General features: G+C 68.8%; 13 protein-coding genes and 2 tRNA genes. 10 read left to right on the forward strand and 5 right to left on the reverse strand.

Features of this window, described 5'->3' with window-relative positions; genetic code table 11:
* Positions 1-51 precede the first annotated feature (51 nt).
* Genes hutI through hutU form a run of 4 tightly spaced genes read left to right on the forward strand, consistent with a single transcriptional unit; the run spans position 52 to position 5,266 of the window.
* Positions 52-1,254: an imidazolonepropionase gene (hutI, locus tag E5A74_RS16560; protein ID WP_135986928.1), complete on the forward strand. Its 1,203-nt coding sequence runs from the start codon at positions 52-54 to the stop codon at positions 1,252-1,254.
* Positions 1,251-2,789 (forward strand): histidine ammonia-lyase, encoded by a 1,539-nt coding sequence (gene hutH / locus E5A74_RS16565; protein WP_135986751.1) that lies wholly within the window; start codon positions 1,251-1,253, stop codon positions 2,787-2,789. The genes hutI and hutH overlap by 4 nt, the downstream gene beginning before the upstream one ends.
* A complete protein-coding gene (gene hutG, locus E5A74_RS16570) occupies positions 2,782-3,618 on the forward strand; it encodes an N-formylglutamate deformylase (RefSeq protein WP_135986752.1) in 837 nt (278 codons plus the stop codon). The genes hutH and hutG overlap by 8 nt, the downstream gene beginning before the upstream one ends.
* Positions 3,596-5,266, forward strand: coding sequence for a urocanate hydratase (hutU, locus tag E5A74_RS16575; RefSeq protein WP_135986753.1), 1,671 nt, complete (start codon positions 3,596-3,598; stop codon positions 5,264-5,266). The genes hutG and hutU overlap by 23 nt, the downstream gene beginning before the upstream one ends.
* Positions 5,267-5,359: 93 nt before the next feature.
* Here the strand turns inward: hutU and E5A74_RS16580 are convergent.
* Both E5A74_RS16580 and E5A74_RS16585 read right to left on the reverse strand, forming a co-directional pair.
* Positions 5,360-5,435 (reverse strand) — tRNA-Ala (locus E5A74_RS16580).
* An 88-nt stretch (positions 5,436-5,523) separates the two neighbouring features.
* On the reverse strand, positions 5,524-5,844 hold the full coding sequence (locus tag E5A74_RS16585; RefSeq protein ID WP_135986754.1) for a TIGR02300 family protein: 321 nt from the start codon (positions 5,842-5,844) through the stop codon (positions 5,524-5,526).
* Between the two features lie 101 nt (positions 5,845-5,945).
* Between E5A74_RS16585 and aroA the strand changes: the two genes are divergently transcribed.
* Entirely contained in the window at positions 5,946-7,271 is a 1,326-nt protein-coding gene (aroA, locus tag E5A74_RS16590; protein WP_135986755.1) for a 3-phosphoshikimate 1-carboxyvinyltransferase, read from the forward strand.
* A gap of 15 nt (positions 7,272-7,286) precedes the next feature.
* A complete protein-coding gene (gene cmk, locus E5A74_RS16595) occupies positions 7,287-7,916 on the forward strand; it encodes a (d)CMP kinase (RefSeq protein ID WP_135986756.1) in 630 nt (209 codons plus the stop codon).
* A 2-nt stretch (positions 7,917-7,918) separates the two neighbouring features.
* On the opposite strand, the gene E5A74_RS16600 is transcribed toward cmk, so the two are convergent.
* A complete protein-coding gene (locus E5A74_RS16600) occupies positions 7,919-8,197 on the reverse strand; it encodes a hypothetical protein (RefSeq protein WP_135986757.1) in 279 nt (92 codons plus the stop codon).
* A gap of 315 nt (positions 8,198-8,512) precedes the next feature.
* Here E5A74_RS16600 and rpsA point away from each other — a divergent pair, with 315 nt between their 5' ends.
* From rpsA to E5A74_RS16615, 3 genes are all read left to right on the forward strand, one after another.
* A complete protein-coding gene (gene rpsA / locus E5A74_RS16605) occupies positions 8,513-10,225 on the forward strand; it encodes a 30S ribosomal protein S1 (RefSeq protein WP_135986758.1) in 1,713 nt (570 codons plus the stop codon).
* Positions 10,226-10,400: 175 nt separating this feature from the next.
* Positions 10,401-10,679: an integration host factor subunit beta gene (locus tag E5A74_RS16610; protein ID WP_135986759.1), complete on the forward strand. Its 279-nt coding sequence runs from the start codon at positions 10,401-10,403 to the stop codon at positions 10,677-10,679.
* Positions 10,680-10,764: 85 nt separating this feature from the next.
* Positions 10,765-10,851: transfer RNA gene (locus E5A74_RS16615), tRNA-Leu, on the forward strand.
* A 502-nt stretch (positions 10,852-11,353) separates the two neighbouring features.
* Here E5A74_RS16615 and E5A74_RS16620 read toward each other — a convergent pair.
* On the reverse strand, positions 11,354-11,629 hold the full coding sequence (locus E5A74_RS16620; RefSeq protein ID WP_135986760.1) for a hypothetical protein: 276 nt from the start codon (positions 11,627-11,629) through the stop codon (positions 11,354-11,356).
* 167 nt (positions 11,630-11,796) lie between these two features.
* A complete protein-coding gene (locus tag E5A74_RS16625; RefSeq protein WP_135986761.1) occupies positions 11,797-12,033 on the reverse strand; it encodes a hypothetical protein in 237 nt (78 codons plus the stop codon).
* A gap of 174 nt (positions 12,034-12,207) precedes the next feature.
* Here E5A74_RS16625 and E5A74_RS16630 point away from each other — a divergent pair, with 174 nt between their 5' ends.
* Positions 12,208-13,665: an ABC transporter substrate-binding protein gene (locus tag E5A74_RS16630; RefSeq protein WP_135986762.1), complete on the forward strand. Its 1,458-nt coding sequence runs from the start codon at positions 12,208-12,210 to the stop codon at positions 13,663-13,665.
* The last annotated feature ends 1 nt before the right edge of the window (position 13,666 follow it).

Raw genomic sequence — 13,666 nt, forward strand, 5'->3', positions numbered from 1 at the left:
TAAACCGACATCCTAGAGACTCGTTGGAGTCGCTTGAAGGAGAGAGAAGGCGTGCGCGTCGAGCAGCTGTGGAGCAATGCCAGGCTGGCCACGCTGCGCGCCGACCTGCCCGGACTCGGCGTGGTCGAGGACGCGCTGGTGGCGATGCGCGACGGCGAGATCGTCTATGCCGGGCCGCGTGGCGACGCGCCGGCGTTCGACGCCGCGATCGCGCATAATTGCGACGGCCGCTGGATCACGCCCGGACTGATCGACTGCCACACCCATCTCATCCATGCCGGCAACCGCGCACGCGAATTCGAGCTGCGGCTCGAAGGCGCGAGCTACGAGGCGATCGTCCGCGCCGGCGGCGGCATCGTCTCGACGATGCAGGCGACGCGGGCCGCCAGCCGCGAGGCGCTGGTCGCCGAGGCGCTGCCGCGGCTCGACGCGATGCTGGCGGAGGGCGTCACCACGATCGAGATCAAGTCGGGCTATGGCCTGTCGCTGCCCGATGAGCGCAAGATGCTCGAGGCGGCCCGCGCGCTCGGCGAAGCGCGGCCGGTGGGCATCGCCGCGACCTTCCTCGGCGCACACGCGCTGCCCCCCGAATTCGCCGGCGATGCCGATGGCTATGTCGAGACGGTGTGCAGCGAGATGATTCCCGCCATCGCCGGGCTCGCCGACGCGGTCGACGCCTTTTGCGAGGGGATCGGGTTCAGCGCCGATCAGGTCCGCCGCGTGTTCGAGACTGCGCGCGCGCACGACCTGCCGGTCAAGCTGCACGCCGAGCAGCTCTCCAACCTGCACGGTGCCGCGCTCGCTGCCGAATATGGCGCGCTCTCGGCCGACCATCTCGAGCATCTCGATCAGGCGGGCGTCGAAGCGATGGCCCGCGCGGGCACCGCCGCGGTGCTCCTCCCCGGCGCCTTTTACTTCACCCGCGAGACGCGCCTGCCACCGATTGACGCGCTGCGCGCCGCCGGCGTGCCGATCGCCGTGGCGACCGATTGCAATCCGGGGACGTCGCCGCTCACTTCGCCTTTGCTCGCGATGAACATGGCGGCGACCTTGTTCCGCCTCACCGTCGAGGAATGCATCGCCGGGATGACGCGCGAGGCGGCGCGGGCACTCGGCCGGCTCGACACCATCGGCACGCTCGAGGCGGGCAAGCGCTGCGACCTCGCGATCTGGGACATCAGCGAGCCCGCCGCGCTCGTCTATCGCATGGGCTTCAATCCGCTCCATGCGCGTATCTGGGGAGGACAGGCATGATCACGCTCGAACCCGGCGCCGTGCCGCTCGAGCAATGGCGCGCGATCTATCGCGGCGCCGGTGCGCGGTTGAATACGACCTGCCGGGCCGTGGTGCAGTGCGGCGCCGACACGATCGCGCGGATCGCGGCGCGCGATCAAGCGGTCTACGGCGTCAACACGGGCTTCGGGCTGCTCGCCAGCATCCGCATCGCCCCCGCCGATCTCGACACGCTCCAGCGCAACCTCGTCGTCTCGCACGCCGCCGGCGTCGGCGAGGCGATGCCACGCCCGGTGCTGCGGCTGATGCTCGCGCTCAAGCTCGCCAGCCTCGCACGCGGCGCATCGGGGGTGCGCCCCGAGACGCTCGACCTGCTCGAGGCGATGCTCGCGCGCGACCTGCTGCCGGTGGTGCCGGCGCAGGGTTCGGTGGGCGCGTCGGGCGACCTCGCTCCGCTCGCGCACATGGCCGCGGCGATGATCGGGGTGGGCGAGATCGACACCCCGCGCGGACGGTTCCCCGCCGAGCAGGCGTTGCGCGCCGCCGGCCTCGCGCCGGTCCGGCTCGGCCCCAAGGAGGGGCTCGCGCTGCTCAACGGCACCCAATTTTCTTGCGGCTATGCGCTCGCCGGGCTGTTCGAGGCCGAGGCGCTGTTCGCCGCCGCGCTCGCCGCCGGCGCGCTCTCGACCGAGGCGGCCAAGGGTTCGGACACGCCCTTCGACCCGCGCATCCACGAACTGCGCGGGCATCGCGGCCAGATCGAGGTCGCGGCGATGCTGCGCGCGATGATGCATGAATCGCCGCTCCGCGCCTCGCACCGCGAGGACGACAAGCGCGTCCAGGACCCCTATTGCCTGCGCTGCCAGCCGCAGGTGATGGGCGCCGCGCTCGATCTGCTGCGCCAGGCCGGCGCAACGCTCGCCACCGAGGCGAACAGCGTCTCGGACAACCCGCTCGTCTTCGCCGACACCGACGAAGTGCTTTCGGGCGGCAATTTCCACGCCGAACCCGTCGCCTTCGCCGCCGATATGATCGCGATGGCCCTGTGCGAGATCGGCTCGCTCTCCGAGCGCCGGCTGGCGATGTTGGTCGATCCGGCGCTGTCGGGACTTCCCGCCTTTCTCACCCCGCGCCCGGGACTCAATTCGGGCTTCATGATCCCGCAGGTCACCGCCGCCGCGCTCGTCTCCGAGAACAAGCAGCGCGCCTATCCGGCCAGCGTCGATTCGATTCCGACCTCGGCCAACCAGGAGGATCATGTCTCGATGGCGGCGCACGGCGCCCGCCGGCTGATGGCGATGGCCGACAATGCCGGCCATGTCATCGCGATCGAGCTGCTCGCCGCGGCGCAGGGCTATGATCTGCATGCGCCGCTGCGGAGCAGCGATGCGATCCACGCGGTGCACGACGAGGTCCGCGCCGTGGTCGCGCATCTCGAGGACGATCGCTACTTCCACCCCGATATCGCCGCGGCGACACGGATCGTCCGCTCGGGCCGGCTGCACGACATCGCGACGGTGCACGGGATCGCGGTTCCGGCGGTGGCGCATGGCTGATCCCGACTGGCTGATCGTCCGGCGCGGCGAGGCACCGCTGGTGCTCGGCATGCCGCATACCGGCACCGACATCCCGGAAGACCTCGCGCCGCGCTACGTCTCGCTCTGGCGCGCGCGCAAGGATGCCGATTGGTGGATCGACCGGCTCTACGGCTTCGCCGCCGAGCTCGACGCGACGATCGTCCGCACCACGCTCTCGCGCAGCGTGATCGACGTCAATCGCGATCCCGGCGGCGTCTCGCTCTACCCCGGCCAGACCACCACCGAACTCTGCCCCACGAGCACCTTCGACGGCGAGCCGCTCTATCTACCGGGGCAAGAGCCCGACGATGCCGAGATCGGCCGGCGCAGCGCCCGTTGGCTCGCCCCCTATCACGCCGCGCTCGCCGCCGAACTCGCCCGTCTGCGCGACGTGCACGGCTCTGCGGTGCTATACGATTGCCATTCGATCCGCAGCCACATGCCGCGCCTGTTCGACGGCGAGCTGCCCCAGTTCAATATCGGCACCAACAACGGCGCGACCTGCGATGCGGGGCTCGAGCGGGCAGTCGAGCAGGCCTGCGCCGCCACCGGCCGCTCGCTGGTGGTCAATGGCCGCTTCCGCGGCGGCTGGACCACCCGCCATCACGGCCGACCCGAGACCGGCGTGCACGCGATCCAGATGGAGCTCGCCTGCCGCGGCTATATCGACGAGCCCGACACTCCCGACGCGACCAACTGGCCGACGCCGTGGGACCCCGCCCGCGCCGCGCCGCTCGCCGCCGAGCTCCGCGCCATCCTCACCGCCTGCCTCGACTGGACCCAAAATGACCACCCGCCGCGACAATAACCGCACCATCCGCGCGCCCCATGGGACCGAGATCAGCGCGAAGAGCTGGCTCACCGAAGCGCCGCTGCGCATGCTGATGAACAATCTCGATCCCGAGGTCGCCGAGAAGCCCGAGGAGCTGATCGTCTATGGCGGGATCGGCCGCGCCGCGCGCGATTGGGAGAGCTATGACGCGATCGTCGCCAGCCTGCGCCGGCTCGAAGGTGACGAGACCCTGCTCATCCAGTCGGGCAAGCCGGTCGGTATCTTCCGCACCCATGAAGATGCGCCGCGCGTGCTGCTCGCCAACTCCAACCTCGTGCCGCACTGGGCGAACTGGCAGCATTTCAACGAGCTCGATCGCAAGGGCCTGATGATGTACGGCCAGATGACCGCGGGCAGCTGGATCTATATCGGCTCGCAGGGCATCGTGCAGGGCACCTACGAGACCTTCGCCGAGATGGGTCGCCAGCATTATGGCGGCAGCCTCGAGGGCCGCTGGATCCTCACCGCCGGGCTCGGCGGGATGGGCGGCGCCCAGCCGCTGGCGGCGACGATGGCCGGCGCTTCGTGCATCGCCGTCGAATGCCAGCCCTCGCGGATCGAGATGCGGCTGCGCACCGGCTATCTCGACGCCGAGGCGAAGACCATCGAGGACGCGCTCGCGATCGTCGAGCAGGCGCATCGCGAGGGCCGCGCCGTCTCCGTGGGGCTGCTCGGCAATGCCGCGGAGATCTATCCCGAGATGGTCCGCCGCGGCATCCGCCCCGACGCGGTGACCGACCAGACCTCGGCGCACGATCCGCGCAACGGCTATCTGCCGCTCGGCTGGACGCTCGACCAATGGGAGCGCGCCCGCAGCGAGGACCCGGACGTCCTCGACAGGGCCGCCCGCGCCTCGATGGCGATCCACGTCCGCGCGATGCTCGCTTTCCACGCGCAGGGCATTCCCACCGTCGATTACGGCAACAACATCCGCCAGATGGCGTTCGAGGAAGGCGTGACCGACGCGTTCGACTTTCCCGGCTTCGTCCCCGCCTATATCCGCCCGCTCTTCTGCCGCGGCATCGGACCGTTTCGCTGGGCGGCGCTGTCGGGCGATCCCGAGGACATCCGCAAGACCGACGCGAAGGTGAAGGAACTGCTCCCCGACGACGCGCATCTCCACAACTGGCTCGATATGGCCGGCGAGCGGATCCGCTTCCAGGGACTGCCCGCGCGGATCTGCTGGGTAGGGCTCGGCGACCGCCACCGGCTCGGCCTCGCCTTCAACGCGATGGTCGCCAGCGGCGAGCTCAAGGCGCCGATCGTGATCGGCCGCGATCACCTCGATTCGGGCTCGGTCGCCTCACCCAATCGCGAGACCGAGAAGATGCGTGACGGCAGCGACGCGGTCTCCGACTGGCCGCTATTGAACGCGCTGCTCAACACCGCCAGCGGCGCGACCTGGGTGTCGCTCCACCATGGCGGCGGCGTCGGCATGGGCTTCTCGCAGCATTCGGGGATGGTGATCGTCTGCGACGGCACCGCCGAAGCCGCCCGGCGAATCGAGCGGGTGCTGTGGAACGACCCCGCCACCGGGGTGATGCGCCACGCCGATGCCGGCTACGACATCGCGATCGACTGCGCGCGCCAACATGCGCTCGACCTGCCCGGCATCCTCGGCTGAGATCGGGCAAGAAAAAAGCCCCGGCCGATGGCTGGGGCTGTTCGGAAGCTAGCGGTTTCGCAAGCCCGCGCCGGTCTGGCGCGAGAGGGGGAATGGTGGAGCCGAGGGGGATCGAACCCCTGACCTCTGCAATGCCATTGCAGCGCTCTCCCAGCTGAGCTACGGCCCCATTTCCCCGGGAGGAGGGCCCATTAGAAGGGCCCCGCGGGTTTGGCAAGGACGCTTTTTGCGATAGCGCCCCTGCCCCCGATTTTTTCTTACTGTTCGTCCTCGTCGCCGCCGGTCTCGACACCGAGATCGTCGTCGCCGCCCAGATCGACATCGTCATCGGGCGAGGGCTCTTCGTCCTCGGCGATGTCCAGATCTTCATCGCCCAGATCGGAGTCGGCCGCCTCCGGCTTGTCGGCATTGGTCTTGACCGCCTCGAAGGGCAGCGGCTGCTTGGACTTGAGGATCGGCTCCGGCTCCCAGCTGAACGAGCAGTTGATGCACGTGACCGGCTCGTCCTTGGTCAGATCGTAAAAGCGGGTCCCGCACTTCGGGCACGCGCGCTTGGTGCCCCATTCCGGCTTCACCATGTGTTGCCTCTTGCCTTTCAAAATATCTCGGATTTCGGGTGTGTCCCGGAAAGTGGGGCGCGCCTTGCCATGACGCAAGGCGGCTGTCAAAGCCGCGCGCGATGTCACACGCCGAGCCCCGCCCCCTCACCGTCTCCGCGCGCGGTCCGCTGCGCGGCACCGTCACCGTTCCCGGCGACAAGTCGATCAGCCATCGCGCGCTGATGTTCTCGGCGCTGGCGGTCGGCGAAAGCCGGATCGAGGGGCTGCTCGAAGGCGAGGACGTGCTCGCCACCGCCGCGGCGATGCGCGCGATGGGCGCGCAGATCCTGCGCGACGACGACGGCGTCTGGCGCGTCCACGGCGTCGGCGTCGGCGGGCTGCTCCAGCCGCAGGCGGCGCTCGACATGGGCAATTCGGGCACCTCGACCCGGCTGCTGATGGGCCTCGTCGCGAGTCACCCGATCACCGCCACCTTCACCGGCGACGCCTCGCTCTCGGGCCGGCCGATGGGCCGGGTGATCGAGCCGCTGGCGCGGATGGGCGCCGAGATCACCGCCTCGCCCGGCGGCCGGCTGCCGCTGATGGTCCGCGGGATCAACCCCGCAGTGCCGATCGCATACACGCTTCCGGTCGCCTCGGCGCAGGTCAAGTCGGCAGTGCTGCTCGCCGGGCTCAACACCCCCGGGATCACCCGGGTGATCGAGCCGGTGCCGACGCGCGACCATAGCGAGCGCATGCTGCGCGGCTTCGGCGCCGAATTGACCGTCGAGGACGGCCCCGAGGGCAAGATCATCTCGATCACCGGCGAGGCCGAGCTCAGCCCGCAGCACATCCGCGTCCCGGGCGACCCCTCCTCGGCCGGCTTCTGGATGGTCGCGGCGTCGATCGTCCCCGGTTCCGAGATCGTCATCCGCAACGTCTGCATGAACCCGACGCGCACCGGGCTGATCACCGCGCTCAAGCTGATGGGCGCCGACATCGCCGAGATCGACGCGCGCGAGGTCGGCGGCGAGGCAGTGGCCGATCTGCGCGTGCGCCACGCGCCGCTCAAGGCGATCGCGGTGCCGCCCGCGCTCGCGCCGAGCATGATCGACGAATATCCGATCCTCTTCGTCGCCGCGGCCTTTGCCGAGGGCCGCACCGTGGCGCGCGGCGCGCACGAGCTGCGCGTCAAGGAATCGGACCGGATCGCGACGATGCGCACCGCGCTCGAGGCGATCGGGGTGCGCACCGAGGAGCATGAGGACGGGCTGACGATCGAAGGCTCGGGCGGCGATCCGCTGCCGGGCGGCGGGCATGTCGCCTCGAAGCTCGATCACCGCATCGCGATGAGCATGACCGTCGCCGGGCTCGGCGCGCGCGATCCGGTGACGATCGACGACGTCGCGCCGGTGGCGACCAGCTATCCCGATTTCTTCCAGACGCTTGACGCGCTCGGCCAGTAAGAGAGTTTGCGTTCGATGATCATCGCCGTCGATGGACCCGCCGCATCGGGCAAGGGCACGATCGCCCGCGCGCTGGCGCGGCATTATGCGCTGCCGCATCTCGACACCGGGCTGCTCTATCGCGCGGTCGCGGCCAGCGTGCTGCGCGCGCAGGGGGATCCCGCATCCGAGGCGGACGCCGTCGCCGCCTGCGAGTTCGACGACGCGCTGCTGAACGATCCGTGGCTGCGCACCGACGAGGTCGGCAAGCTCGCCTCGGTGGTGTCCGCCCATCCGCTGGTGCGCGCCGCGCTGCTCGAGCGGCAGCGCAGCTTCGCCCGCCAGCCCGGCGGCGCGGTGCTCGACGGACGCGACATCGGCACGGTGATCGCCCCCGACGCCGATGTGAAGCTGTTCGTCAAGGCGACCCCGACGATCCGCGCGCAGCGCCGCCATCTCGAGCTGCGCAAGAACGGCGCGACGATCAGCCTCGACAAGGTTCTCGCCGATATCCGCGCCCGCGACGAGCGCGACGCGCACCGTTCCGAGGCGCCGATGCGGCAGGCGGCCGACGCCGTGGTGCTCGATACCAGCTTCCTGTCGATCGACGCCGCGATCCAGCGCGCGATCGCGCTGGTCGAGGAGCGGTCGAAGGCGGCGGGCTGAGCTCAGCCGACCGGCAGGGTCACCTCGCCGCCGGCACCCGGCTCGGTGAAGCCGCGCAGAATGGTGAGCATGCCCTCGGTGCCGAACAGCTGGTAGAGGGTGAACAGCCCGCGCGCGAGATCGCCGTCGAACTGGAACGCGAAGCGGTCCATCGCGCAGTTGCTCATCTCGAGCGGCCCGCCGGCATAGACGAAGGTGACCTCGCGGAAGGTGCAGTCGGTATAGCTGTTGCCGTCGAGCGTGACGGTGGTCGATTCGAAGGTCTGGTTGACATGGTCCATGGCGCGTTCTTCTCCTGGGTCGCGCGCCCCTGACATGACCGGCAGTTCGCGGCAATGGCCGGCGCGCCGACCTTGCCTCCGCGCGCCAGTTCGGCTAAGGGGCGCGCGTCCTGCGGGCAGAGGCTCGCGGAGGTATGGCGCGGTGGAGCAGTCCCGCGCGCCCTTTTCGCACTAGTCCGCGTCTGGTCCTCCGCACTGTTTCCGTCCGCGCGGATGCCGCGACCGGCGTTCGGCCGCCGCGGCAATTTCGGCCTTTCAAGACCGCCGGATTCAACCGGCCGGCCGGAAAAAACGTTAGACAGGAACTGATCCTCTATGGCCACTTCGGCAAACCCCAGCCGCGACGATTTCGCGGCGCTCCTCGAACAGACTCTCGGTCAGGCGGACGGCTTCGAAGGCCGCGTCGTGATCGGCACCGTGACCGGCATCGAGAACGACCTCGCGGTCATCGACGTCGGCCTCAAGTCCGAAGGCCGCGTGCCGCTGCGTGAATTCGCCGCGCCGGGCCAGAAGGCCGAGCTCAAGGTCGGCGACGAAGTCGAAGTCTATGTCGACCGCGTCGAGAACGCGAACGGCGAAGCGATGCTCAGCCGCGACCGCGCCCGCCGCGAAGCCGCGTGGGACAAGCTCGAGGCCGAGTTCGCCAAGACCGCGCGCGTCGAGGGCGTCATCTTCGGCCGCGTCAAGGGCGGCTTCACCGTCGACCTTTCGGGCGCGGTGGCCTTCCTCCCCGGCTCGCAGGTCGATATCCGCCCGGTGCGCGACGTCACGCCGCTGATGGACATCCCCCAGCCCTTCCAGATCCTCAAGATGGACCGCAAGCGCGGCAACATCGTCGTGTCGCGTCGCGCCGTTCTCGAAGAGACCCGCGCCGAGCAGCGTTCGGGCCTGATCCAGTCGCTGGCCGAGGGCCAGGTGATCGACGGCGTCGTCAAGAACATCACCGATTACGGTGCGTTTGTGGATCTCGGCGGCATCGACGGCCTGCTCCACGTCACCGACCTCAGCTACAAGCGCGTCAACCATCCGAGCGAAGTGCTCAACATCGGTGACACGGTGAAGGTGCAGATCATCCGCATCAACCGCGACACGCAGCGCATCAGCCTCGGCATGAAGCAGCTCGAGAGCGATCCGTGGGATGGCGCCGCCGCCAAGTATCCGGTCGGCGCGAAGCTCACCGGCCGCGTGACCAACATCACCGAATACGGTGCGTTCGTCGAGCTCGAGCCGGGCATCGAAGGCCTCGTCCACGTCTCGGAGATGAGCTGGACCAAGAAGAACGTCCACCCGGGCAAGATCGTCTCGACCTCGCAGGAAGTCGATGTCGTCGTCCTCGAGGTCGACGCCGAGAAGCGCCGCATCTCGCTCGGCCTCAAGCAGGCCCAGGCCAATCCGTGGGAGGCCTTCGCGGCTGCCCATCCGGTCGGCACCGAAGTCGAGGGCGAAGTCAAGAACGCCACCGAGTTCGGCCTGTTCATCGGCCTCGACAACGACGTCGACGGCATGGTCCACATGTCGGACATCGCCTGGGGCATCTCGGGCGAGGACGCGCTCAACCTGCATCGCAAGGGCGAGACCGTTAAGGCGATCGTGCTCGCGATCGAGCCCGACAAGGAGCGCATCAGCCTCGGCATGAAGCAGCTCGAGCGCGGCGGTCCGTCGGCAGCGGTTGCGGCCGGCGCGGGCGACAAGCTCAACAAGAACCAGGTCGTCACCGTCTCGGTTCTCGAAGTTCGCGACGCGGGCCTCGAGGTGCAGGTTGGCGAGGACGGCGCGACCGGCTTCATCAAGCGCACCGATCTCGGCCGCGACCGCGACGAGCAGCGTCCGGAGCGTTTCCAGGTCGGCCAGAAGTTCGACGCGATGGTCACCGGCTTCGATCGCTCGAAGAAGCCGACCTTCTCGGTCAAGGCGATGCAGATCGCCGAAGAGAAGCAGGCGGTGGCCCAGTATGGCTCGTCCGATTCGGGCGCGTCGCTCGGCGACATCCTCGGCGAGGCCCTCAAGGCTCGCAACGAGAAGAACTGATCCAGGGGCACGGGAAGCGGTTCCGGCCGCTTCCCGTCGCTTTTGACTCAAATTAATCCCGTAACCTGTTAATCTTCGGGTTGATGCAGGTTGGGAAACGGCGCTAAAGCGTTCCCGAGTTGGGGATTTTTGCGCCGGACGAATTACGGTCCAGGTGCGCCAAGGGAGGGTGCGGATGATCCGTTCGGAACTCGTGCAACGGCTGGTCGATGAGAATCCCGGTCTGTCCGCACGCGAGGTCGAGAAGATCGTCTCGGTCTTCTTCGACGAGATCGTCGCCCGCCTCACCGAGGACGGCCGCGTCGAGCTGCGCGGCTTCGGCGCCTTCTCCACCCGCGCCCGCGACGGGCGCACCGGCCGCAACCCGCGTACCGGCGAGACCGTCGACGTCGCGGCCAAGCGCGTCCCCTATTTCAAGCCCGGCAAGGAAATGCGCGTCCGTCTCAACGTTTGAGCGATCCGAGGGCTCTTGCCAGCACGCGAATGAGGCCGGGACCGCTTGACGGTTCCGGCCTCATGCGCTTGGCAGGCGGCGACGTGCGGACGTGGCGGAACCGGTAGACGCCGGAGACTTAAAATCTTCTGCCCCTCGGGGCGTGCGGGTTCGAGTCCCGCCGTCCGCACCAAAATCGACCCAAGGGCTTGATTTCCCGAGAAAACGGCTGATTTCTGCGGCTTGCACTCCCGCCAACGTACAAGGCGGAGGTACAAACGCGGCCATGGGAATAATCGTGAAGCACATCCAATCGCATCCCAAAACAGGGCGGCTGAGCTTCCGCCGAGCGTATCCGCCGGAACTGCAATCCTTCATTCCCGGACAGCCGACGCAACTCCGCCGCTCGCTCCAAGCCACGCACATCGGAGCCCCCGGCGCCTTGACCATCTACGAGGCGGCCCTAGCGGAATACGAGGAAACGACGTCAAGGGCCCGCCGGCTGGCAACCGGCGATTTCGATGTACTCGACCCGCCGATGATCGCTCGCCTCGGTAAGATCTTCGAGATCGAATGGCTTGAAGCCGTCTCCAATGTCCTCCAGCGCTCGGTCCCCAGTCACAACCCCTCCCAAAGAAAAAGGGGCCCGAACTCAGCCGGACCCCCTTCTGGCTTCGCGCCGGGATCGTCTCGGGTCAGCCGATCCAAGTCAATAGCTTCTCAAGGTCTTCCCTCGTCAACACCACGCGCTGGAGGGTCTGAGTGTCGCGGTCGACTTGATCGACGACGACGACGCCGCAGCCCATATTGTCAGCGAACGTGTTCCCGTCGCCGAGGTCCAGCTCCATCGGGTTTTCGTCGGATGTGACGGGCCCGGGGCGGCCCACCATTGCCCGACAGGCTGCTCCATAGCGCTTCGCGGCCACCGCAAGCGGGCTCTGTGCCACTAGCGCTCCAGCATAGACCGTCATTACTTGTCCCCTTCCCGTGTACACGCCCTCATCGGCATGCGGCTTGATCGCACACCCGAATCGAGGGTACAAGAGGGAGGTCAAAGCAAAGTTGGCTCCGGGAGAAAACTCACGGATTTCTGCCGTTTCTCAAGTGCCGGTGGCAGACTCCCGCCGTCCGCACCAGCCTATGGGCTGTCGGGATCGTCATTGCCTTCGGTCGCGATGATGATGCCGCCGGCAACGATCGCAACGAGGCCGATGATCGCGATGATCGGAGCGCCGCCGAGCTCGGATGCGTTCTCGGCCTCGGTCGAGGAACGCAACGAGAGTTGGGAAGCAGCGCCTTGCGCGGCGAGCGCCGGCGTCGCGGCCAGCGAGAGCGCGGCCAATGCGGTCGCGGCTTGTCCCAGAATACGCGCCATCGAATTACTCCTCGACTGGGGGATTGGGGCAACCCCACAACCTTCGACTCGGACGCAGGTTCCCAAAATTGCGCTGCGATGCGGCGCGCAGCGGCCAAGGAGGTTCGGAGAGGGGTTGGCAGCATGCGGCCCGGGCCATAGACCCACGGCTGTCCGCCATCGCTGGAAGCCCGCATGAACCGCTCGATCCTGCCTGTGCTGCTCGCCTTGGGGCTGGCGACGGGCGGGTGCGGCAACGGGCAGCGCAAGGACGATGCTCCGGTCGTGGTCAGCGCGATCGGCGGCGAGGCGCGTGCCGCCGATCCGAGCGCCGGCCCGCTCGACCCCGCCGAACGCGTGCTGATGGGGGCGACCGCGCAGGGACTGGTGCGTTTCGACGCCACCGGCCAGATCGAACCCGGCCTCGCCGAGCGCTGGATCGTCATCGATGACGGGCGCAGCTACATCTTCCGCCTGCGCGAGGCCTATTGGCCCGACGGCACCCCGGTGACCGCGGCGCAAGTGGTGCGGGTGCTGCGCCGCGCCGCCGCCCCCGCCAGCCGCAACGCGCTGGCCCCCTTCCTCGCGGTGATCGACGAGATCGTCGAGATGACTCCGACGGTGATCGAGGTGCGGCTCAAGCGCCCGCGCCCGGATCTGCTCAAGCTCTTCGCCCAGCCCGAGCTCGCGGTGTTCCGCACCGGCACGCTCGACGGCAGCGGCCCCTTCCTCGCCCGGGCGATGGCCGGCGGACCGTTGCTCATCCCCGCCCGCGATCCGCAGCGGCAGGACAATGCGACGCCCGAGCCCGAGGAGACGGTGCGGCTCCACGGCGAGCGCGCCGCGCTGGCGATCGCGCGCTTCAAGGCCGGCGAATCGGACCTCGTCCTCGGCGGGACCTTTGCCGACTGGCCGATCGTCGACCCGGCGAAGCTGGCCCCGGCCAATGTCCGGCTCGACCAGCCCAACGGGCTGTTCGGGCTGGCGGTGATGCTGCGCGAGGGGTTCCTCGCCGATCCCGCCAACCGCGCCGCGATCGCGATGGCGATCGACCGCGCCGCGCTCACCCGCGAAGTCCAGCCCCACTGGGCGCCGGTGGAGACGATCCTCCCCGGCAAGCTCGATTCGGCCGCCCTGCCCGCCCAACCCGGCTGGGCGACGCTGCCGATCGCGGCGCGGCGCGATGCGGCGCGCGCGCAGGTCGCGGCGTGGCGGCGCCAGCATCCCGAGCCGCTCGTCGTCCGCATCGCGCTGCCCGCGGGCCCCGGCGCCACTTTGGTCTGGGCGCATCTCGCCGAGGCGCTGGTTGCGATCGGCATCGAGCCGCGCCGCGTCGGGCCCGGCGCGACCGCCGAGCTGAAGCTGATCGATGCCGTCGCGCCCTATGACAGCGGCCGCTGGTTCGTGCAGACCGCCTGCGTCGCCTGCCCCGACACGCTAGAGGCGCTGATCCTCGCCGGGCGCGAGGCGCCCGACCTGGCGGCGCGGGCGCAGCGAATTGCCGAGGCCGATGCCGCGCTCACCGGGGATTCCTCTTATATTCCAATCGCTCAGCCCCTACGTTGGTCTCTGGTCGCATTGCGGCTGGATGGATGGCAGCGGAACGCGCGTGCGTGGCACCCGTTGAACCATCTGCGAAACGAGACGGAGTGAC

Origin of the sequence: Sphingomonas naasensis, from assembly GCF_004792695.1 — a bacterium.
Lineage (GTDB): Bacteria > Pseudomonadota > Alphaproteobacteria > Sphingomonadales > Sphingomonadaceae > Sphingomonas > Sphingomonas naasensis.

Coding starts and splice junctions, on each gene's coding strand:
- hutH (WP_135986751.1), top strand. CDS start 1,251: ATGATCACGCTCGAACCCGGCGCCGTGCCGCTCGAGCAATGGCGCGCG.
- hutG (WP_135986752.1), top strand. CDS start 2,782: ATGGCTGATCCCGACTGGCTGATCGTCCGGCGCGGCGAGGCACCGCTG.
- hutU (WP_135986753.1), top strand. CDS start 3,596: ATGACCACCCGCCGCGACAATAACCGCACCATCCGCGCGCCCCATGGG.
- E5A74_RS16585 (WP_135986754.1), bottom strand. CDS start 5,844: ATGGTGAAGCCGGAATGGGGCACCAAGCGCGCGTGCCCGAAGTGCGGG.
- aroA (WP_135986755.1), top strand. CDS start 5,946: ATGTCACACGCCGAGCCCCGCCCCCTCACCGTCTCCGCGCGCGGTCCG.
- cmk (WP_135986756.1), top strand. CDS start 7,287: ATGATCATCGCCGTCGATGGACCCGCCGCATCGGGCAAGGGCACGATC.
- E5A74_RS16600 (WP_135986757.1), bottom strand. CDS start 8,197: ATGGACCATGTCAACCAGACCTTCGAATCGACCACCGTCACGCTCGAC.
- rpsA (WP_135986758.1), top strand. CDS start 8,513: ATGGCCACTTCGGCAAACCCCAGCCGCGACGATTTCGCGGCGCTCCTC.
- E5A74_RS16610 (WP_135986759.1), top strand. CDS start 10,401: ATGATCCGTTCGGAACTCGTGCAACGGCTGGTCGATGAGAATCCCGGT.
- E5A74_RS16620 (WP_135986760.1), bottom strand. CDS start 11,629: ATGACGGTCTATGCTGGAGCGCTAGTGGCACAGAGCCCGCTTGCGGTG.
- E5A74_RS16625 (WP_135986761.1), bottom strand. CDS start 12,033: ATGGCGCGTATTCTGGGACAAGCCGCGACCGCATTGGCCGCGCTCTCG.
- E5A74_RS16630 (WP_135986762.1), top strand. CDS start 12,208: ATGAACCGCTCGATCCTGCCTGTGCTGCTCGCCTTGGGGCTGGCGACG.